This window comes from Methanomicrobium antiquum, assembly GCF_029633915.1.
Lineage (GTDB): Archaea > Halobacteriota > Methanomicrobia > Methanomicrobiales > Methanomicrobiaceae > Methanomicrobium > Methanomicrobium antiquum.
The window spans coordinates 408671-427449 of sequence record NZ_CP091092.1; the positions used below are offsets into that span (position 1 = coordinate 408671).

General features: G+C 43.5%; 25 protein-coding genes. 11 read left to right on the forward strand and 14 right to left on the reverse strand.

Translation table 11 applies throughout. From position 1 onward, the window contains the following. Position 1: 1 nt before the first annotated feature. Entirely contained in the window at positions 2 to 532 is a 531-nt protein-coding gene (locus tag L1994_RS01950; protein WP_278100017.1) for a hypothetical protein, read from the reverse strand. A gap of 1 nt (position 533) precedes the next feature. Next, positions 534 to 866, reverse strand: a complete 333-nt coding sequence (locus L1994_RS01955; protein WP_278100018.1) for a transcriptional regulator — start codon at positions 864 to 866, stop codon at positions 534 to 536. A gap of 980 nt (positions 867 to 1846) precedes the next feature. Here L1994_RS01955 and L1994_RS01960 point away from each other — a divergent pair. Then, positions 1847 to 2236 carry a type II toxin-antitoxin system death-on-curing family toxin gene (locus L1994_RS01960; protein WP_278100019.1) on the forward strand — a complete coding sequence of 130 codons (390 nt, stop codon included), beginning with the start codon at positions 1847 to 1849 and terminating at the stop codon, positions 2234 to 2236. On the opposite strand, the gene L1994_RS01965 is transcribed toward L1994_RS01960, so the two are convergent. The 3 genes from L1994_RS01965 to L1994_RS01975 all read right to left on the reverse strand — a co-directional run bounded on the left by L1994_RS01965 (position 2237) and on the right by L1994_RS01975 (position 4245). Further along, on the reverse strand, positions 2237 to 2500 hold the full coding sequence (locus L1994_RS01965; RefSeq protein WP_278100020.1) for a hypothetical protein: 264 nt from the start codon (positions 2498 to 2500) through the stop codon (positions 2237 to 2239). A gap of 2 nt (positions 2501 to 2502) precedes the next feature. Continuing rightward, positions 2503 to 3627, reverse strand: a complete 1125-nt coding sequence (locus tag L1994_RS01970) for an SDH family Clp fold serine proteinase (RefSeq protein ID WP_278100021.1) — start codon at positions 3625 to 3627, stop codon at positions 2503 to 2505. A 114-nt stretch (positions 3628 to 3741) separates the two neighbouring features. Next, a complete protein-coding gene (locus L1994_RS01975) occupies positions 3742 to 4245 on the reverse strand; it encodes a hypothetical protein (protein ID WP_278100022.1) in 504 nt (167 codons plus the stop codon). Positions 4246 to 4432: 187 nt separating this feature from the next. On the opposite strand from L1994_RS01975, the gene L1994_RS01980 reads away from it, so the two are divergent. After that, positions 4433 to 4663 (forward strand): hypothetical protein, encoded by a 231-nt coding sequence (locus L1994_RS01980; protein ID WP_278100023.1) that lies wholly within the window; start codon positions 4433 to 4435, stop codon positions 4661 to 4663. Positions 4664 to 4730: 67 nt separating this feature from the next. Here the strand turns inward: L1994_RS01980 and L1994_RS01985 are convergent, their stop codons facing one another. Next, positions 4731 to 5279, reverse strand: coding sequence for an IS1096 element passenger TnpR family protein (locus L1994_RS01985; RefSeq protein ID WP_278100024.1), 549 nt, complete (start codon positions 5277 to 5279; stop codon positions 4731 to 4733). A 323-nt stretch (positions 5280 to 5602) separates the two neighbouring features. On the opposite strand from L1994_RS01985, the gene L1994_RS01990 reads away from it, so the two are divergent. Then, a complete protein-coding gene (locus L1994_RS01990) occupies positions 5603 to 5797 on the forward strand; it encodes a type II toxin-antitoxin system HicA family toxin (RefSeq protein WP_278100025.1) in 195 nt (64 codons plus the stop codon). Continuing rightward, a complete protein-coding gene (locus L1994_RS01995; protein WP_278100787.1) occupies positions 5797 to 6006 on the forward strand; it encodes a type II toxin-antitoxin system HicB family antitoxin in 210 nt (69 codons plus the stop codon). Before L1994_RS01990 ends, L1994_RS01995 begins: the two co-directional genes overlap by 1 nt. A 265-nt stretch (positions 6007 to 6271) precedes the next feature. On the opposite strand, the gene L1994_RS02000 is transcribed toward L1994_RS01995, so the two are convergent. Genes L1994_RS02000 through hcp form a run of 3 tightly spaced genes read right to left on the reverse strand, consistent with a single transcriptional unit; the run spans position 6272 to position 8541 of the window. After that, complete coding sequence (locus L1994_RS02000; RefSeq protein WP_278100026.1) at positions 6272 to 6538, reverse strand: NAC family transcription factor; 267 nt, start codon at positions 6536 to 6538, stop codon at positions 6272 to 6274. 2 nt (positions 6539 to 6540) lie between these two features. Beyond that, entirely contained in the window at positions 6541 to 6912 is a 372-nt protein-coding gene (locus L1994_RS02005; protein ID WP_422656650.1) for a cupin domain-containing protein, read from the reverse strand. A 15-nt stretch (positions 6913 to 6927) separates the two neighbouring features. After that, positions 6928 to 8541: a hydroxylamine reductase gene (gene hcp, locus L1994_RS02010; protein WP_278100027.1), complete on the reverse strand. Its 1614-nt coding sequence runs from the start codon at positions 8539 to 8541 to the stop codon at positions 6928 to 6930. Between the two features lie 85 nt (positions 8542 to 8626). Here hcp and L1994_RS02015 point away from each other — a divergent pair, with 85 nt between their 5' ends. After that, positions 8627 to 8986 (forward strand): winged helix-turn-helix transcriptional regulator, encoded by a 360-nt coding sequence (locus tag L1994_RS02015; RefSeq protein WP_278100028.1) that lies wholly within the window; start codon positions 8627 to 8629, stop codon positions 8984 to 8986. A gap of 299 nt (positions 8987 to 9285) precedes the next feature. Here the strand turns inward: L1994_RS02015 and L1994_RS02020 are convergent, their stop codons facing one another. Together L1994_RS02020 and L1994_RS02025 are read right to left on the reverse strand one after the other, a co-directional pair. After that, the gene (locus L1994_RS02020) at positions 9286 to 9543 is read right to left on the reverse strand and encodes an MTH865 family protein (RefSeq protein ID WP_278100029.1); all 258 of its coding nucleotides are present in this window, start codon (positions 9541 to 9543) and stop codon (positions 9286 to 9288) included. Further along, positions 9540 to 9758, reverse strand: coding sequence for a hypothetical protein (locus tag L1994_RS02025; RefSeq protein ID WP_278100030.1), 219 nt, complete (start codon positions 9756 to 9758; stop codon positions 9540 to 9542). Before L1994_RS02025 ends, L1994_RS02020 begins: the two co-directional genes overlap by 4 nt. Positions 9759 to 9845: 87 nt before the next feature. Here L1994_RS02025 and L1994_RS02030 point away from each other — a divergent pair, with 87 nt between their 5' ends. Further along, on the forward strand, positions 9846 to 10595 hold the full coding sequence (locus L1994_RS02030) for a winged helix-turn-helix domain-containing protein (protein WP_278100031.1): 750 nt from the start codon (positions 9846 to 9848) through the stop codon (positions 10593 to 10595). A 272-nt stretch (positions 10596 to 10867) separates the two neighbouring features. Here the strand turns inward: L1994_RS02030 and L1994_RS02035 are convergent, their stop codons facing one another. After that, a complete protein-coding gene (locus L1994_RS02035) occupies positions 10868 to 11272 on the reverse strand; it encodes a winged helix-turn-helix transcriptional regulator (RefSeq protein WP_278100032.1) in 405 nt (134 codons plus the stop codon). A 171-nt stretch (positions 11273 to 11443) separates the two neighbouring features. On the opposite strand from L1994_RS02035, the gene artA reads away from it, so the two are divergent. From artA to L1994_RS02050, 3 genes are all read left to right on the forward strand, one after another. Continuing rightward, complete coding sequence (artA, locus tag L1994_RS02040) at positions 11444 to 12283, forward strand: archaeosortase A (RefSeq protein ID WP_278100033.1); 840 nt, start codon at positions 11444 to 11446, stop codon at positions 12281 to 12283. A 2-nt stretch (positions 12284 to 12285) separates the two neighbouring features. Next, positions 12286 to 13041 (forward strand): heparan-alpha-glucosaminide N-acetyltransferase, encoded by a 756-nt coding sequence (locus L1994_RS02045; RefSeq protein ID WP_278100034.1) that lies wholly within the window; start codon positions 12286 to 12288, stop codon positions 13039 to 13041. Positions 13042 to 13117: 76 nt separating this feature from the next. Continuing rightward, on the forward strand, positions 13118 to 13342 hold the full coding sequence (locus tag L1994_RS02050; RefSeq protein WP_278100035.1) for a hypothetical protein: 225 nt from the start codon (positions 13118 to 13120) through the stop codon (positions 13340 to 13342). A 22-nt stretch (positions 13343 to 13364) separates the two neighbouring features. On the opposite strand, the gene L1994_RS02055 is transcribed toward L1994_RS02050, so the two are convergent. After that, complete coding sequence (locus tag L1994_RS02055) at positions 13365 to 13700, reverse strand: winged helix-turn-helix transcriptional regulator (RefSeq protein ID WP_278100036.1); 336 nt, start codon at positions 13698 to 13700, stop codon at positions 13365 to 13367. Positions 13701 to 13794: 94 nt separating this feature from the next. On the opposite strand from L1994_RS02055, the gene L1994_RS02060 reads away from it, so the two are divergent. After that, positions 13795 to 15702, forward strand: a complete 1908-nt coding sequence (locus tag L1994_RS02060; protein ID WP_278100037.1) for a heavy metal translocating P-type ATPase — start codon at positions 13795 to 13797, stop codon at positions 15700 to 15702. A gap of 91 nt (positions 15703 to 15793) precedes the next feature. On the opposite strand, the gene L1994_RS02065 is transcribed toward L1994_RS02060, so the two are convergent. Next, entirely contained in the window at positions 15794 to 17431 is a 1638-nt protein-coding gene (locus tag L1994_RS02065) for an IS1634 family transposase (protein WP_278099970.1), read from the reverse strand. 173 nt (positions 17432 to 17604) lie between these two features. Between L1994_RS02065 and L1994_RS02070 the strand changes: the two genes are divergently transcribed. Further along, on the forward strand, positions 17605 to 18450 hold the full coding sequence (locus L1994_RS02070) for a DUF63 family protein (protein WP_278100038.1): 846 nt from the start codon (positions 17605 to 17607) through the stop codon (positions 18448 to 18450). Positions 18451 to 18779: the final 329 nt, after the last annotated feature.

Below are 18779 nucleotides of genomic sequence, written 5' to 3' on the forward strand. Positions count from 1 at the left end.
CCTAATGCCTCATGGATTTAATAGACGCCTGCTGCATCGGCCCCGTCTCTTTTTTGAGCCATTCGAGATCTTTTTTAGTTGGCTCAAATAAAAATTCCTTTGCCTTTGAAATGCCCTTTGCAATCTGGGTGTCGCGATAAAAGCCCTTTGTCTCTTTTATGATACGGAATGCTTCAACGGGTGATCTGTTCGTATTTTTAACAATATAGGCATATGTTGCACCAATCTCAAGAAGGGGAGCGTTCTTTAAAAAGAGATTATCAAGGGTTTTAACTATCACTCTCTCATAATCTGATAATAAAGAACCTGAACTGAGATTTTTAAACTCCAGTTTGTGATCATAATAGTCTTTAGTGAATGCCGGGGAATATGAGCCGCGAACATACATACCAAATGGATAATTAAATTCCATGCCCTTTAGCTGAAGAAGGCATATTGTCTTTTGGGCAATAATTTTGTCCTCAAATTCATTGCAGTCTAAGGGAAATTTCATCTCATCAAATACTGCAATCGCTTTATTCCAGTCTCCCATTTTATTGACCCTCACACACAAGCATATCGAACCAGTTTTTTATTTTGTTCCACTCTTCAAGTCCTGCGGGAGTAATTACATATAATTCGAGATTCTCCTTTGATTCAAATCTGACCTTTTCCATCCGCAGGTAACCCATTTCCACAAGTGCATTTAAATTTGAATATGTTGAGCCGTCACTTCCGATATTAAGGCCGTTTTTTATCTGCCTTGCTGTTGCTCCGTCTTCGCCGAGTTCTGATAACGCCCAGAGAATTTTTATCCGGCTAAGTGAGAACAATTTGGAATTCAAATTCCCTGACTCATTAACAATTTCCAAAAATTTTTCTTTCATTTTACCGCACACCGCATCAACAGGTATTAGTTTGTTGATCATAATTACGACTTGAAGTTTAAATTAATTTCTGGAGAAGACATTTTATGTGATGTATCAATAGGATTTTTACCGTTGCATCATGTTGTAGAAAAATGTAACAGTAGATGTGGTTACTGTTACATTTTTGAGGTGAACAGTAGTGAACAGTAAATGGGACGGGAGGGGTTGATCATCCCCGGAAGCGAAGGGGTAGCCGGCAGTCTGAGCCTTTTGCCTTCAGGCAATAGGTGATAGGCTGATTTAAATCAGCCTGAAGCAGGCGAGAAGGACGAGCCTGATTCCGGTGTCACAGAAAACATTCAACCGGGAAAAGATCAACGAACCTTCAGCTGCAGGAGTGAAATGGTGCAGCGGTGGGGAGAGCGATGAAATACCATAGAATATTAAGTAAAGCTTAAATAGCCCTCCCTAAATGCCAAAAACCGGTAAAAACCGACCTTCACAGAAGCCCTGTATTCCACGATCTTATATTATCCCGATATAATCATCGTCTGAAAAAAGACCCAAATAAAATGGGTATATATATCTGTAATTTGGGTTTTAAACACCCAATAAAGTGCACAAATCCCCTATTTTTTTGAAATGCCTGTGTGGCCATAATAATAGGGGAAATAAGCTTTTAAATTGCTTTATTATTACTCTTGGTAATAGCATTTGAAAGAAATATTTGAATAATTTCATGGATTTTTAATATTCTAAATTAAAGAGCCTAAATTACTAAGTGAAAAGCTGACAATTAAATTAGAGAAGAAATAATAATTTGCTATTACTTATAGAACATTTAAAAATTAGATTTGCCTATATTACTATAAAGAACAAAGGAAAAGGGCATTCCTTAAATTTATGGTTCTACAGATATTAGAACAAAAAAACCTGAAGGTTTTTTCATACTTTCTCGACTTTGAAACCTTCAGATATACTGTTAATAGGATAATTCAATGGAAGAGTTCACTATTGAGGAAATCATTGGCTATCATAAAGAAATTATAGAAAATAGTGATTTCGAAGGTGATCAAGGACAGGCAGGTGAATTTCTCAATTATGGGAATTTAGATTTCACCATTGAATTTAGTAACAACTATACAGATCCATTTGAAAAGGCGGCCTATTTATTGCATGGTATTGCAAAAGGACACCCTTTTGTTCAGGGAAATAAAAGATTAGCTTTTCTTCTTTCATCATTAGTACTATGGCGTACACCTGAATGTTATACAATAATAAGTTCAAAAGAAGAAAATGATGCCTTTGTGCGTGAGATTGCTAAAGGAAATAAAACATTTGAAGAAGTAACTATTTGGTTAAGAACAATTGTAAAAAAAGAATTATAATTATTTTGCCAGGAGATCAAGAGTTCCTTTATGTCTCTTCATGAGCATTTTGAAATCTTCCTGACGTGATGATTTTAAACATTTCTCCTCGCTTTTAGGTGTGGGCCAGTTTAATGGATTAATGATGGTGACTGTTTTGTTAAAATCTAAATTGCCTGTAACTTGCATTGGAGATATTGAATTTCCTGAAGAATTGTATCGATTTGGCCCCACAGGTCTCATAAGTTTCTTCTTATCTCCTGAATCCATTCCATGAAAATTCATTATTATACCTCCTCCTTATCACCGGTAGTTATCCAGCCTTGTTTAATTTGCGTTACATTGATATTAATATTTAGGTCTGGCATACGTATTGCATTGATCATATTAACTGATCGAAATTCACTTCTTAAACGCGGACTTTCAACACAAGCATAAAGGAATTCATAGTTAATAGATGGAAGTGTTGAAATTTTAACATTCTGTAATATCTGAGGAATAAGTTGTGGAGGAGTATTTGCAGGTATTTGCACTTGTTGAACCTCACCTATTGCCTTAGAAAGAGTTGAATCTTCCATAATAACTTGAATTGGATTGAATGGTTCCCTACATTCCATCTCAGCTTCTATATCTTCCCATATACTCCACATTAATTTTTCAAGAGTGGGAGTTGCAGAAATTATATTTAATCCAATATTTTTTGCTTCTTTTCTTCCAACAGGATAACCATGATGATAAAAAGATTTGTTGAGTGATTCAGATATTGCTTTAACCTTATTATGATCACTCATATGCAGTTTAAGAAGTTTTTCACCTAGTGAAAGAGCAAGATTAGAACTTCTTTTTGCAAAACCTATTGGTATGGCACCAACCTCTTTTGCGACCAGTTCAAAGGCCCGTTCTTTTTGTTCCTGATCTGATACTCCTAAATCATTACTAACAAAATCTAGATAGTGAGACAAATCTTCTGCAGCAAAATTGATATTTTCCTGTTTTCCTTCATTATTTTTAGTAATATGCAACTGAGGATCAACTGGTCCAAGGTTAGAGAAGGGGTGCATGATAATTTCGTCTGCACCAAGAGCTATGAGCGTTGCTGCACTGAAGGCCTCATATGGTATTAAAACACCTACTTCCTCAAATCTTTCCCGCAATAAACTAATTATTCGCCACGAGACAATAGGATCACCACCGCGGCTAATTATTAGGATGTCTATTTTTTTCTCTTTCTCGGGAATTTCAAGAATCTGTCTACAAAATTCAGGTATTACATCAGAGGCAATATTTCCTTGAGCATTCTGTCGCGAGCTGGTAATGTATGCAATAAGTGGTCTACCTCGCTCTGACTCAATTTGTTGGAATAAAATATTTCTCTCTGAATAACTCATATTTGAAATTGAGTTAAAATACATATTAAACTTGTTGAAAAAAGGAGGTTATCAAAAGAAGCAAAGGAGATAATCCTCCGCTCCTTTTTTATCAGAAGTACACAGCACTGATTTTAAAAAACGCAGGTCTGATTAAGATCAGGCCAGCGCTGCGACAGTATCCGCCCAGGTCTCAACATTGGTGCGGATGGCATCGTCAGTATATGAGCTCAGCCTCACAGTGTTTCTTGTGAAGGCCACATAGTAGATCTCGCCGTTCGCATCCATACATTTGAGAGTGCAGGCGTAGGTATCGTGTGCAGCGTCTCTGATAACATCCCCGCCCATCACAGTCTCAAGGTCGGTATTCCCAAGAATTTCGGTAACTACACCGTTAAACTCTGTTAAACCGGGAGCTTTTGCAGAAATGCTTCCGACAGTTTTTGCATCGTCATCCTCATAGACAAACTTCGCAGTATAGCTCTGCTTTGATTTAGTCACTCCGGATACCACCTGACCCCCGGAAACGTAGTCAATACATTCAAAGGGGTTGTTTGCGATGACATCTGAAATGATGGAATCAAAGGTTGCGATATCTGGAATCGGGTTCTCAAGAACCCTTGTTGCTGTTTTTGTGTTATTTGTTTCGATAAAGTCAGCCATTTTTTCGTCATCTCCGACAAATTCGTTTTTTCAAACGATGTTACGGCCCGAAAAAGCAGTCGTATCCGCCTGCGGGCCGCTGTTGCCTGAACATATCCGGATTATGACAGACATATAAGAATATGAGTAACAGTAATATTAATCTGACTTTACGAGGTAATTTATTCATAAATACGGGGTATTATTCATGGTTAATAATAAAAGCAACAGAGATATGATTGTCGAGACAAACCGGGATGTAAAATGGATCTGCAAGACCCTTGCCGAGATGAAAGGTTCAATAGATGATCATGAAGGGAGGCTTCGAAATCTTGAAGCATATAAATCCGAGTCCGCCGGACGTGAAGGAAAGATTGCAGCGGGTCTTGGTGCCGGAGCGGGCGGAGTTGTTGCAGTTATGCTAAAATTTTTGCAATGACGGGTATTTCTGGCGAAATTTTTGAATTTATTAATATATGGGAATTTGCCACTAATTATAAAACTGGCTAATAAAGGATCTTTTCTGCATAATGTTCCTCATGTTTTTTCATGAGACAGTCTTCACACAACAGCACATCCCTCTGCTCCTTATCTGAACATTCAAGACATATCCATGTTGCAACAGTCTTCCTGTCTTCCTTCATGCACTCTTCACAGAATTGATATTTTGGTTTGTTTCTTCCAATTACCCGTGGCCAGTCTTCACTTTTTTCAACAACGGAAATTTTTTCAAGTTTAATCTTATGGCCCAGGTCATCTCCGAAATCATATATATATTCAATAATGTCGCCTTTAACAAGCTGTATTTCTTCAATCTTCTTTTTTGTCCCACGGCTCTTTCCTCCGGGTTCGATCTCGCCAAATCCTCGGCATGCCCATGCTCTCCCGGGGAAAAATTCGCTTAAATGGTCCCATTTATCATACTCAAATGCTTCACGGATAATAATATCAAAATCGCCAAGAGTTTGTTCTCCGGGAATCTCAATACGTCTCCATATTTTTGTTTTATACTTACAAGTCACCTTAAAGGTGTAGAGTTCCAGTGTGCCACTCATAATACAGGTTATTTGATTTAGGTTTTATTAGATTTTTATCCTTTGTTTAAGTAAAAAAGCATCTATTTATTGTTATTTTTGAAATCTCCTTATGGTTTTGAATAGTAAACCTTCGATAAGAATTTTTCTCACGATCTCATATTTTAAGGGCAAATTTGAACAAACCAAAATATTTAAAATGATTTAAATAAAAAACCCAGTTCAGATATCAGGCAATATTGTATGAGAGAGCCTTTTGACAGAGTAAAGGGACGGGCTTTTACATTTATTGATTATTATTTACCTGCTCTTTTAGATAAGCCAAAACTGCCGGGAGCGAAGGTATGAAAGTCAGGGACGTCATAAAGTTATTAGAGAAAGAAGGCTGGCAGCTTGTTGCTGTCAGAGGAAGCCACCGGCAGTATAAAAATCCTGATGCTGCCGGGAGAATAACGGTTCCGGGCAGTATGAATGATTCGCTTGCGCCGGGAACATTGAACAGTATATTAAAGCAGGCAGGAATTAAGGAGAGGAGATGATGTTTAGGTTTCTGATTGTTGTTGAGAAGGCGGATTCCAACTATTCCGCATATTCCCCGGATATACCCGGATGTGTTGCGACAGGAAAAACCCGTGAAGAGGCGGAGAAGAATATGCACGAGGCGATTGCATTTCATATCGAAGGTTTAAAGGAAGACCGTCTTCCAATCCCCGAAGGTAAATCTTCTGCGTCCTGGGTTCTGGTTTAATTTCTTCAAATTTGGATGAAAACATTCATGAAATAGTGTTTCATCTAAAATTGTCAGGATAATTCATACTATTTTTTTGGCTGCCTCTTCATTCCTTTGCCGAATTATAAAACCCGAATATCGCCGTTATCCAATAGAACCCGAACATTAAAACCGGGCAGATATTTTCAGTAAATGCACCCTCTAAAATCCAGATAAAATTTCCAATTACCCAGCAGGCAAAAACGAACCGCCAAGAGGGCAGAATGCTCCCTGAAAAATCATTCTATACTTTCAGATATTCTTTTAAAAGAGCATCCGCATAGAGATTCTCCTTCTTTGTCGGAACATAATTAAATTTTTTAACCCTGACCATTATCTCTTTAACAATCTCCTTATCGTTTTTCAGGTTTAATTCACGGACATTCTCCAGGATGAAATCAAGGTTTTCTATACCTGTTGCCTTCCCGTCGATTAGGATCTTTTTTGTGGTTATCTTATCAGGCGGAATTCCGCCGCAGATAGAACAATAGTCTCCGTCTTCTGATGACATCCCTAAGCCTCTTTGATCATTGTAAGCATCATCTTAAACTTTGTCACTGCCGATAAGGCATGGGGCACGTTCGCCGGGAATATTATCGTATCGCCCTCCTTCATCATATGGGTCTCTCCGGCAACCCAGACTTCGCATTCGCCGTCGAGAATAGTCACAACCGCATCAAACGGTGCAGTATGCTCCGAGAGACCTTCGTCTTCGTCAAATGAAAAAAGAGTTATGCTTCCGGATTTGTTGCTGACTATCATCCTGCTTGCAACAGTTCCGTCCTGGTACTGCAAAAGCTCCTTTAAATTCAGGACCTCTCCCAAAAGACCGGCACGTTTGTCCTTCCTTCCGGCACCCTTCATTGCTTCACTGAACTCTGCCATAATCACTCTAAAAAATTATTGGGGAACCATCTTTTTAAGATCTTCTTCAACCGTGCTGTTCTTTCCAAGGCCGAAATTCTTCACCAGAACGTCAAGAACCGCCGGCGAGACAAATGCCGGAAGAACAGGTCCGATAGTGATATTTTTGATTCCGAGATTTAAGAGGGCAAGAAGGACAAGAACCGCTTTCTGCTCGTACCATGCGATATTGTATGATACCGGAAGCTCGTTTATGTCAACGCCGAATGCTTCCGCAAGTGCTTTTGCGATTACAACAAGCGAGTAGCTGTCATTACACTGGCCTGCATCAAGAACACGCGGGATTCCGCCGATATCTCCAAGACCTAAGCTGTTGTAGCGGTATTTCGCACAACCAGCCGTTAGTATTACAGTGTCTGCGGGGAGGGCTTTTGCAAACTCTGTATAATACTCACGCTCCCTGTGCCTTCCGTCACAGCCGGCCATAACGATGAACCGTCTGATTGCACCGTTTTTGATTGCATCTGTAACAGGGCCTGCAAGAGCTAAAACAGCGTCATGTGCACAGCCTGTAATCAGGTCGCTTTCGTTTCCGACAGCTTCAGGCGGGCTGCACTTCTTCGCCTGCTCAATTAATGCCGAGAAATCCTTGTGCCCTTTCTCATCAGCTTTTATGTGCTTTAATCCGGGATATCCCACAACACTTGTTGTATATACGCGGTCTTTGTATGAGTCCTTTGGCGGAACAATACAGTTTGTCGTTATCAGAACCGGACCGTTGAACGATTCGAACTCTTCTTTCTGGTGCCACCACGAACGTCCGTAGTTTCCGACAAGGTTTTCAATTCCCTTAAATGCCGGGTAGCCGTGCGCCGGAAGCATCTCTCCGTGAGTATAGACATCAACTCCCGTTCCTTTTGTCTGCTCAAGAAGCATCTTCAGGTCTAATAGATCATGTCCGGTTATTAGAATTCCCGGGCGATCCCTGACGGTAGTCTTTACAGTTGTAATCTCAGGTTTTCCAAATGTGGTTGTATGTGCCCTGTCAAGAAGTTCGAGTGTCTTAACCCCTACTCCGCCGCACTCCAAAACAAGTCCGGTCATCTCATCTACGCTCAGATCTTTAAGAGTTGATGCAAGACCTTTCTGGACGAATGCAGGGATTTCATCATCGGTAAACCCAAGTATTGCCGCATGATGATAGTAAGCGGAGACTCCCTTAAGCCCGTAGACTAAAAGTTCGCGAAGGGATCTCACATCCTCGTTTTCTGTTAATAAGACTCCGACCAGTTTTGCCTTTTCTTCGACTTCGGATTTGTCTTTTGGCTTCCATGTACAGGCGTCATGTTCAGAACCGGCAGCTTTTGGTATTTTGTCCCTGATTGCAATAGCCTCACTGATAAGCTGATAGTAGCGGTCTTTATCGAAATTGACATTTGTAAGGGTCGTAAAAAGCGAGTCCATAATGAATTTTCCCGCATCAGGGTTTCCGGCGCCATTCTCCATTGCCGGGACATTTCTGACCGATATTCCTTTGCACAGATATATCAGAAGATCGATTAAATTCGCAGTCTCTTCGTCCTTTCCACAGATACCCTTTTTCGTACATCCTTTTCCGTTTAGCGTTTCTTCGCACTGATAACAGAACATATTTTGTTCACCTCAATATCTTTTTGATACAATGTATGTATAGAATACTTTGGTATAAATATCAAAACGTTTCAAAAACTATACCATGGATCAGTCATGCACAGTATATCAGACCGTCCGCTATCTTACGAAGAAATGGACACTTCTCATCGTTCTTGAACTCTACAAGGGAGAAAATTACACCCGGAGATTTTCTGAATTAAAGGAATCAATCCCCGGAATAACATCAAAGCTGCTCTCAGAACGGTTAAAGGAGCTTGAAGAGGAGAATATTATTAAACGGCAGGTTGACTCAAGGTCATTTCCCGTTAAGACCGAATATTCCTTAACAGAGAGCGGGAATGAGATAATCGGCATAATTTCTGATATAAAAAAATGGGCGCTTAAATGGAAGATAGAAAATGTTGCCTGCGGAGATCAGGACTGCCGGGAGTGTATTCTATGAATTCCTGGTAACCTTAAACTATTATCATTTGAGAACAGTATTTTGGAGACTGAATAATAGTAATTTCACCTGCGATGTTTTAAAGTAACTTTCCTTTTCAACAATGCTCCTCCATTAATCTCTCAATCATGCTCCAGAGAAACTTATTTTTTAGCCCTTCTATAAAAAAAAATATCAGCTTAATACAAATCCTCAAAGATAAGAGCGACTAAAAGAATCTTAAGAATTTAGCACGTTTTAGTTTTATAATCCCTTGGTAATTTTAAAACATATAAAAAAAGCGGGGACGGGTAGATAAATCAGAGCCCGGCTCTTGTGACAATGACATCCGCGACATCTTTTGCACTTTTAAACGGGAAATCAGCAGGTTTTAGCAGCTTCCCGGCTTCCCCTGCGGCCATCTTCAGGTCACCGGCACAGCACGTTGTATCCGCTCCGTTTGGAAACGCAGCGATAAGATCTTCAGGTGTTGGGATCGGGAACTTTGCACCAGCGAGAGCACCGGTGATCTGGGCATGGATCTGATCCTTTACTGAAAGTTCTTTCTCTTCAGTCAAAGTCTTTCCTCCTCAATCATAGCTGAGATATCTCCGGCCGCTTTTGCGATTGAACAGTCTGGCCTGTGAACATCACATCCAAAGCATGCATCCTTTATAGTCTTTAGCGACTCTTCGGCTTTCTCCTTCGATACGTCTTTTCCTGTGTAATTCCATTTCGACATTTTTGTCACCAGAACTACTATGACAGTCACAAATATATATTTGAGCGTCATAAAAATATACAAGAGGATCGAGGTACAGAATAATGACCTGAATCCTGAATAAAAATAACCTGAAAATATAATGTCGGTAAAGATATCATGGAGACAACACAGGATGGCCCGCCCGGTATCAGCGAACTGAAGGACGAGATATCCGAACTCAGGATGGAACTCAGGAGGTTCATGACAACCTCCGGCCGTCAGCATATCGATTCGATACTTAATGAGCTGAAAGCTGACTATGCAGATCTGTTCAGAGAACAGCAGATGAAGACCGCCGGAAGCGATCTTTTTGCACACATGGTTAACGACTGTGCTATGCGGGAGAAATGCTACGGGGTATTTTTGGATTTTCTCAGAAACACTTCCAGGCACATAGAAGACGGAAATGTCTCCGAAGAGATAGTAAATTCATACCGGGACGAACTGAAGAACCTCAGAAGCAAAGGACCTTCGGATAAATGCGACACCTGCTTTTCGGAGGTCAGTCGTCTGTTTGAAAAGCAGGTTGACCTGATGGAATCACTTGGAATATATAGCAAGGTCAAAGATGAAGATAAGACCCGGGATATCGATGATGCAAAAGCTGTCAAAGAGGTCCTCGAACCTCTTGCAAACATCCAGAGGTTCCAGATCCTAAAATCACTTACCACTCAGACGAGAACATTCTCGGAGATCTCACATATAACAGGACTCCGTGGCGGAAACCTCCTCTTTCACATAAAAAAACTGGCCGATTCGGAAATGATCTTTCAGAGGCACGAGCGGGGAGATTATATGATCACAAAAAAAGGTTACAAAACGATGAATTCAATTTTTGAATTGTCCAGACAACTTGAAAATATTTGACAGCCCCTGCATTCCAAAGGAAAACATCGAATAGTCTGTAATATTAATAAATTGCACTCTCTTATTTCCTAAATATTTTTCCAAAAAAATAGCAAAAAATAGATATTTCAGTTATTTAGCTGATTTGAAGTGATATCAATAAGTGCGGGTGATGTGTCAGGTTATTTAGTTAATCAGTATATGGCGCAAAAGGACATTTGGCAACAATAATCTTTTGTTGCTCTTATCCCGTAATCAGTAATATTTTGTCATTTCTCCGTGTAAACGCCGGTTTAATTACCCTTTGAAGTTTCCCCTGTTTCAGGGGAATTATTTCGCGCCCGTATCGGACAGCCCGGCATATCCTGCCCACCCCGTTCTGAGACCCAGATCAGCATCGGGATCAGATGCTTCCGCAATTCCCTGCCATCGGGAGTGAGCGAGTACTTCACGGCCGGCGGCGAAGTTTCCAGAACTTTCTTGCTCACAAGCCCGATTCGTTCAAGACTTTTCAGGGTATCCGAGAGTGGCTTTGGACTGATAGAACCGAGTTCTCTTTTGAGTTCATTAAATCCCTTCTCACCTTCGTTACCAAGGATAGCAACTATCAAAAGTGCCCATTTCTTCGCTATGATATCGAGGACCCCGGACAGCGGGCAGAAACAGAATTTATCATTTACAGATAGGGATTTCTTCATGGATACTACATAACCTGTATATTACTTATTTTTTTATCAGCTATTAAATAAATACTATGTATTATGAAATTACCAATAAACAGGGGAGGATAACATGGGTCATGCATGTTCAAAAATACACCAGTCAGGCCCGGATAACCCAGTTCCCGTAAAGAATACCTGGATAATAGCATGACAGAAATTCTGATCCTCCTGGCATTTATCGCGTTCATCATTTTCCTCGTAGCAAGGCGTGGGAAAAAGTATGCTGCCATCGCCGGCTGGACGCTCATCGCAGTCAATCTCCTGATCGAAGTTCCCGGGTATATCACGCTGGATAATTATCTGTACCTGGCAATAGCAGTCCTGTCGGTACCGTTTCTCGCAATCACCATCCGGGAGCTTCTCGCTGACAGTCCGATCCTGATGCAACTGTCAAATGCGGCTGCTGTCGGCACACTCATCTATGTCCCGTTTGCGTTCATCCCCCTGTTCCGGGATGCACTTATCTCGATCGTCGTCCAGCAGATTGTCTGGCTGCTTCATATCTTTGGCCGGGATGCACAGATTGAAGGATGGAACATCATCACGCGAAACGGGTTTTCAACTGAGATCATCCTTGCCTGCACCGGGATCACCGCAATTGCAATCCTGCTCGGGGTCGCGGCAGGTTACCGGGATCTCTCGATCAGACAGAGGGTGTACGCATTCCTCCTCGTAGTTCCCACCATCTATATCCTCAACCTCCTCCGGGTTGCGGGCGTGATCATTGCATGGTCGGAACAGTGGTTTGCTTTCATCCCCGACCCGACCGGCACTACCGAGTTCGGGGCAGGTTATGGGAGTTTCTTCTGGGCGCATAACGTCTTTGCTGAGGTCCTGTCGCTGGGAGTTCTTATCGCTATAACCCTGGCTCTTTTCAGGATTATCCCGGGACTTGCTGATTTCACCCGGGAACTGGTGAATCTTTACCTCAACGAAGCCCGGGCATTAATCCGATACGGGGGAGAGCAAAGGAGCGGACCTGAATAAGAATGTCTGACGGGATACGGGATCAGGGATCGCGGTACCTGGAAATCGATGGTGTCCGCGGCATCGCGATCCTGATGATGGTGATTTTTCATCTCGTCTTTGATCTCGGGTATTTTGGTATCTTCCCGGTCAGTACCAGCAGCGGGTTCTGGCGGTATTTCGGACTGTCAACGGCATCGTTATTCCTTTTGATTGTGGGTGTGTCGTTCTCCCTGAGCTATGCCCGGACCGCTGACATGATATCCGGCTGGCAATTGTACCGAAAGTTCTTGTACCGGGGTGCGGGGATCTTTGCACTCGGTATCCTGGTCACGCTGGGAACCTGGTGGTATCTTGGTGAAGGATATGTCATCTTCGGCATCCTGCACCTCATTGGGATCTCGATCATCCTGGCACCATTTTTTTACCGGTTCGGTGCATCCAACCTGCTGACGGGAGGAATCTGTATCCTGATCGGACTCGCGATCGGGAATATTACCGGACCTGCCTGGCTGCTCCCGCTCGGGATCCATCCGGCACCATTCTGGTCTGTTGATTATACACCGCTCTTTCCCTGGTTCGGCGTGGTGTTAATAGGTATGGGCGTGGGTTCCCTCTTGTACCCGGACGGTATGCGAAGGTTTTCTCTACCGTTTTCGTTGCCGGGATGGAGTTCGGTACTGGAATTTGCCGGAAAACACTCTCTGGTGATCTACCTGGTGCACCAGCCAATTATTATTCTTCTCCTGCTGGTTTTCACGGGAAAGGTCCCGGTTTGACCGGGGGGTCCTGTATTCAAAAAAAAGGAAGCGAAAAAGGAGAGCCAGATACAAGATTGAAACAAACGCGGTATGAATGGCATTTCTGTGGTGGATACTGGTAATCGTCCCGATGATTGGGATCCTGGAACTGATACTGTATGTCATTCTCCGGGAAAGCAGTGGGAATAAAATCACGAAAGGGAAGACTTCGATAGATATCCTGAAAGGAGAGGTATGCAAAAAGGGAGAGCACAAGCGGGCAGTTCCAGATGATAAGTGGAGAGCTGAAAAAGTAATTTCTTACTTAATATCCCTTTGACGTTTCCCCTGTTTCAGGAGAATTATTTCTCGCCCGTATTGGACAGCCCTGCATATCCTGCCCGCCCCGTTCTGAGACCCAGACCAGCATCGGGAGTGAGCGAGTAATTCACGGTCGGCGGCGAGGTTTCCAGAACTTTCTTGCTCACAAGCCCGATTCGTTCAAGATTCTTCAGGGTATCGGAGAGTGGTTTCGGGCTGATAGAGCCGAGATCTCTTTTGAGTTCATTAAATCCCTTCTCACCTTCGTTACCAAGAATAGCAACTATCAGTAGTGCCCATTTCTTCGCTATGATATCGAGGATCCCGGACAGCGGGCAGAAACAGATATTATCATTTACAGCTGGAGGTTTCTTCATGGATACTACCTAACTGGTACATTACTTATTTTTTTATCAGCTATTAAATAAATACTATGTATTATGAAATTACCAATAAACAGGGGAGGATAACATGGGTCATGCATGTTCACATAAAGATGAAGAAGGAGGTTATGAGGGGAAATGGTACGGTTTTCCTCCGCTCCGTAATGCGCTGATTGCCGGAGTGATTGCCGGAACCGGAATGATACTCGGCCACCTGGGAATTATCACGGGTCTGTACGAGAACCTGTTTTTCCTCATCGCTATTCCTATCGGTGCGTATCACTGGGTGAGAGAAGGATTAGAAGACCTGATCCACGAGCACGCGATCGACATCGAGATGCTGATGATCGCCGCAACGCTTGGGGCAATTATACTCGGGCTCTGGGACGAAGCCGCAACGCTGGTCATCCTGTACGCCGCAGCCGAAGGCGTGGAGCATATCACGTACGCACGGACACGCTCATCGATTCGGAAACTGCTGGACCTTGCGCCGAAGGAGGCAGTTCGGATCCGAAACGGGACAGAAGAGGTGGTTTTGGCTGATCAGCTCCAGGTTGGGGACATATTCCTGGTCAAACCCGGCGCCGGCATCCCCACAGATGGCATCATTGTAAAAGGTCGGTCCAGTATCAATGAGGCGGCTGTCACCGGTGAATCGATACCCGCAGAGAAGCAGGAGGGCATGAAAGTCTTTGCTGCAACCCTGAATGTCGATGGCGCCCTTGAGGTACGGGCAACCGCGACGTTTAAGGACAATACCCTTATGAAGATGATCCACATGGTCGAGGAGGCGCAGGAGCAGAAGGGAAAGATGCAGACCTTCATCGAGAAGTTCGGGCGGAAGTATACCCCGGCGATCCTCTTTGTATCCCTCATTCTTATCGTTGTCCCGCCGTTATTCGGCATACCGTTCAACGAGCTTGCAATCCGTGGTGTTGTACTCCTTATTGCGGCTGCGCCCTGCGCACTGGTGATGTCCACACCGGTCGCGGTTGCGGCAGGTATCGGATCTGCCGGAAAACGCGGCATTCTCATCAGGGGCGGCATCCACCTGGAGAACCTTGGGAAGACAAAGGCGGTCGCATTTGACAAAACCGGGACGCTTACGACCGGAACTCCGGCAGTGACCGATATCATCGCGCTGAATGGAGATGAACCTGAGGTCCTCCGGATCGCATACACGGTCGAGCGCTACTCCGATCACCCGATCGCCTGGGCAATTATAAAGCGGGCAGAGACTGAAGGCATCAAAGCGCATGGGGCGGTGGGCGAAAGCGCCCTTCCCGGCCAGGCCGCTACAGCAATCATTGACGGGACGCCATGGTTTGCCGGAAGACCGGAGTATTTCACCGGTACAGCAATGGATGCAGAAACACAGCGTACAACCGAAAAATTCCGTGCTGAAGGAAAGACAGTAATATTCGTAGGAACGCAGGAGAACGTCATCGGCATCATTGCCGTACGGGACCAGGTCAGGCCTAATGCAAAGGCCATGATCGATGAACTCCACACTATGGGTGTTGCAACCGTCATGCTGACCGGCGACAACGGGGTTACGGCAAAAGCAGTAGCAGCGGACCTCGGAATCGACGACATCCGTGCAGACCTGAAACCGGAGGACAAAACCGCTGCAATCATCTCTCTTAAAGAGACGTACGGGACGGTCGTCATGATCGGCGACGGCATCAACGATGCTCCGGCCCTTGCCAGAGCCACGGTCGGTATGGCAATGGGGACTATAGGCACCGATGCGGCAATCGAGGCGGCCGATGTGGCACTCATGGCTGACGACCTTTCCAAAGTTCCGGAGGCCATCGCATTCGGTCAAAAAGCCCTGTCAGTATCAAACCAGAACATCGTCTTCTCGGTTGCCGTGCTCGCCATCCTTATCCCTGGTGCCCTGCTCGGGGTTCTCGGGGTGACCCTTGCGGTGATATTCCACGAGGCGTCTGAACTGCTCGCGGTAGGCAACGGCCTCCGGGTTGCGAAGCGGTAATATTTACCACCCGCAATTTTCATTTTTTTATTATATATGCATTCAGCAAAAAAAATGCCTGCCGGCAAAAATCCCGGATAACAAAGACTGCTTACATTCCGCAGCAAAATTTTGGGAAATAATATTTTTCATAATCCCTGCCCATAAGCCTTAAGATCTTCCACAACTCCTCTTCCATGTTTGTAATTACGATTTTAGTCTGGCCTTCAACACTGAACCTAAGTTCACGAACTCTCCTAAATCCAAAGAACACCCACTTCAGCGTCGGCCTTTCTGTCTGCTTATTAGTCTGGCTGGTCACAGTCTCTTTGGAATCCTGCAGTTTCTTTCTCAATTCAAACTCCACGAGGGAATATATGAACAGACAAAGTACCATAATCATTGCCAGAGCCTGAATTCTGGACTCCTTTTTTAAAAATACCTCTCCAATTCTAAATGACTTATCCTTAAGGAATCTAAAACCCCGCTCAACCTTGTATTGATTCTTGTATTCACTGAGCAATGTATCAGGATCCATTTTATCATCATTTGTTGCCAGAATGAACCTTCCTAACTTACTCTTCTCCGTTTTCACAAACTCTGGATCGTGTTCAATTTCAGCCCGAATTTTATAAACCTGAAATAAACACTCATCTTTTTTTGGTCGTCCTTTCTTCCCGTCATTCCGCTTTGAGACTGGACAGACTTCAATTGAAGAATATCTGTATCTTCTCCTCTCCGAGATCCATTTTTCAGCCTCCTGAAATGCATCTGCCTCACAAGCAAATTCACGTGCTTTCATCTTTTTAAGAGATTTCGTTTCATCTAAAATATTTTTCTGAAGCATTATCTCATATTTTTTAAGCTTCTGCTTTTGCATTTCATTTGAGCTGTACAGAACCCATTTTTGTTTTATACCTGCATAATCTGAGATCTTTTCTGCATATGAATATCTATTATCTTCACATTCCTGTAAAGTTTCATCCAAGCTCAGGAATTCTTTCGCCTCTCCAATCGAGTTTGTAACTCTGCTTATCCAGAAAGTGTGATCGCCCATCTCCTGAAGATTTGCCTTAGTGTAAAAGGCATTATCGGCAATATGGTAGACTTTATGAGATGAAATAAGATTTTTCCTCAGTTTATCTATCATCTCAATAATTGCTTTTTTATCTGATTCATTACCTGAAAATGTCTGGAGAAAGACTGGAACTCCCCGATTATCTGAAGCCATTCCGAGTACAAATCGTTTGAGATCGTTTCTGCCGTCTTTAGGATGACCAAATGTTATCTCCATATTCCGTGAATCGAAATTACTATCATAGTCCCCGTAAACGCTAAAATTTGTAGTATCCACATGAATACAGTGGATTCCATAATCATCCTTCAGCAGTCTTTTTATCACAATTTGATTGAATAATTCAGTAGGTCCATATTCATAGATTCTATCGAGAGTCCGTCCCAGTGTATCATCATTGAAATGCCCGGGTTCAATTCCTTTACCAAAGAAACGCTCTGTTGGAACGTCTTTGAAGAACACAGGATGAAGATAAAGCCGCCTGTCAATGAATGCCAGACCGTTAATAACAAGTGATTTTACAATCTGACCATGAGTGACAATATGTGATTTTGTTTTAGGAATAAGTTCGTCGATGAGCTCACCGATTTCAAGCTTGTCATAAGCACCGGCAACAAGACCATAATGAGCAAGTGATGTGTTTGAACCCTCTATGAATCCATCTATTGAAGGCATATTATACGTTATTTCCTCAAAGTACAAAGATATTGCGGTTGAAAATTAAAAATATGGTTCGAAATGGTGCGGATGGTGAGGACTGTATATCATGAAAAATAACAATTGTGAATTGTTCAGGGGCCTAATCTTACCCCCTGCCGGTTCCTGCCGGCAGACCAGGAGCTTAAACCATGATTCGCGAATTCATTATGAAATATTACATCGATCCCATCCGGTACGGACAGCCGTACACTATAGTGGACACTCTTACCTATGCAATAATACTCATCATTTCGGTGTACCTCATCTATCGGTGGCTGAACACTACAGGAATTGCGGTGGATAGGAAATTTATCCTTGCTACCATCCCGTTCATTGTCCTCGGGGGACTTCTGCGGGTTGTGGAGGACACCGGTTTTATCACATCCGATATTCATTTCCTCCTGATCACGCCGCTGATTTATTTTGTCATATTCTTCTTCACCATCGCGGCACTCCTGCTGTCGCGAACCCTTGAGCGTGCCGGATTAATCTCATCCTATCATATAGGGTATGCCGGGATCGGAACACTCGCCTGCACGATATCCGCAGCATTTCTGATATGGTGGGGGCTTACTTATTCGCAGGTCATGGTGAGCGTCATACTCATTATCATGAGTTTGGCCATTGTCACCTCTGCCGCCGTCTGGGGATTCATGCGGTACGTGCTCAAATGGGAATATGTGAGCGATCCGATCTACTGCGTGCTCATCTTCGGGCAGCTTTTGGATGCAAGCGCCACGAGCTATGGGATCGACCTCCACTCCATGACATACACCGAAGCGCACGTTGTCGGGGGTGCCCTGGTCGCATGGACTGGAACGGCATTCTCGATGTTCCTCTTAAAACTGGCAGTCCTGTTCCCTGCGATTTACATTCTCCAGCAATACCGCAAAGAGGGCAACCCAGTCTTATGGCACCTGATCCTGCTTGCCATGATAATCGTAGGATTTGCACCGGGGGTGCGGAACATGGTCAGGATGGTACTCTTCGTATAACCCCGTGAGGTGCAAAATATATGGCAGAACAGAGAAATTCGCTGGCAGGAGCAGTAATCGCATCCCTTAGCATGCCCCTCCATGCTGCATTGCCGTCTCGGATGCTTCGGGGGAAGATGGGGCATCTTCCCTTCATCCGGCGTTTTTTTACACGCCGGAAGCACTCCCTGTGATCTGCCTGGTAGACCATCACCCGGTTATTATTATTCTGCGGGTATTCACGGATTATGGCAACAGCCCGATCGGTTAAGCATCAATTAAAAAAAAATCCGCCATGCGATGTATTCCGCAGATACGGCAGATAATACCGGCAAATGACCAGATTCCCC

Excerpts from the sequence above, each read along its gene's own strand:
- L1994_RS02015 (WP_278100028.1), top strand. The coding sequence starts at position 8,627 with ATGGATCAGTCATGCACAGTATATCAGACCGTCCGCTATCTTACGAAG.
- L1994_RS02030 (WP_278100031.1), top strand. The coding sequence starts at position 9,846 with ATGGAGACAACACAGGATGGCCCGCCCGGTATCAGCGAACTGAAGGAC.
- L1994_RS02055 (WP_278100036.1), bottom strand. The coding sequence starts at position 13,700 with ATGAAGAAACCTCCAGCTGTAAATGATAATATCTGTTTCTGCCCGCTG.
- L1994_RS01985 (WP_278100024.1), bottom strand. The coding sequence starts at position 5,279 with ATGAGTGGCACACTGGAACTCTACACCTTTAAGGTGACTTGTAAGTAT.
- L1994_RS01965 (WP_278100020.1), bottom strand. The coding sequence starts at position 2,500 with ATGAATTTTCATGGAATGGATTCAGGAGATAAGAAGAAACTTATGAGA.
- hcp (WP_278100027.1), bottom strand. The coding sequence starts at position 8,541 with ATGTTCTGTTATCAGTGCGAAGAAACGCTAAACGGAAAAGGATGTACG.
- L1994_RS02050 (WP_278100035.1), top strand. The coding sequence starts at position 13,118 with ATGGCATTTCTGTGGTGGATACTGGTAATCGTCCCGATGATTGGGATC.
- L1994_RS02005 (WP_422656650.1), bottom strand. The coding sequence starts at position 6,912 with ATGGCAGAGTTCAGTGAAGCAATGAAGGGTGCCGGAAGGAAGGACAAA.
- L1994_RS01980 (WP_278100023.1), top strand. The coding sequence starts at position 4,433 with ATGGTTAATAATAAAAGCAACAGAGATATGATTGTCGAGACAAACCGG.
- L1994_RS01975 (WP_278100022.1), bottom strand. The coding sequence starts at position 4,245 with ATGGCTGACTTTATCGAAACAAATAACACAAAAACAGCAACAAGGGTT.
- L1994_RS01990 (WP_278100025.1), top strand. The coding sequence starts at position 5,603 with ATGAAAGTCAGGGACGTCATAAAGTTATTAGAGAAAGAAGGCTGGCAG.
- L1994_RS01950 (WP_278100017.1), bottom strand. The coding sequence starts at position 532 with ATGGGAGACTGGAATAAAGCGATTGCAGTATTTGATGAGATGAAATTT.
- L1994_RS02065 (WP_278099970.1), bottom strand. The coding sequence starts at position 17,431 with ATGCCTTCAATAGATGGATTCATAGAGGGTTCAAACACATCACTTGCT.
- artA (WP_278100033.1), top strand. The coding sequence starts at position 11,444 with ATGACAGAAATTCTGATCCTCCTGGCATTTATCGCGTTCATCATTTTC.
- L1994_RS01970 (WP_278100021.1), bottom strand. The coding sequence starts at position 3,627 with ATGTATTTTAACTCAATTTCAAATATGAGTTATTCAGAGAGAAATATT.
- L1994_RS02045 (WP_278100034.1), top strand. The coding sequence starts at position 12,286 with ATGTCTGACGGGATACGGGATCAGGGATCGCGGTACCTGGAAATCGAT.
- L1994_RS01960 (WP_278100019.1), top strand. The coding sequence starts at position 1,847 with ATGGAAGAGTTCACTATTGAGGAAATCATTGGCTATCATAAAGAAATT.
- L1994_RS02070 (WP_278100038.1), top strand. The coding sequence starts at position 17,605 with ATGATTCGCGAATTCATTATGAAATATTACATCGATCCCATCCGGTAC.
- L1994_RS02000 (WP_278100026.1), bottom strand. The coding sequence starts at position 6,538 with ATGTCATCAGAAGACGGAGACTATTGTTCTATCTGCGGCGGAATTCCG.
- L1994_RS02025 (WP_278100030.1), bottom strand. The coding sequence starts at position 9,758 with ATGACGCTCAAATATATATTTGTGACTGTCATAGTAGTTCTGGTGACA.
- L1994_RS01995 (WP_278100787.1), top strand. The coding sequence starts at position 5,797 with ATGTTTAGGTTTCTGATTGTTGTTGAGAAGGCGGATTCCAACTATTCC.
- L1994_RS02035 (WP_278100032.1), bottom strand. The coding sequence starts at position 11,272 with ATGAAGAAATCCCTATCTGTAAATGATAAATTCTGTTTCTGCCCGCTG.
- L1994_RS01955 (WP_278100018.1), bottom strand. The coding sequence starts at position 866 with ATGAAAGAAAAATTTTTGGAAATTGTTAATGAGTCAGGGAATTTGAAT.
- L1994_RS02060 (WP_278100037.1), top strand. The coding sequence starts at position 13,795 with ATGGGTCATGCATGTTCACATAAAGATGAAGAAGGAGGTTATGAGGGG.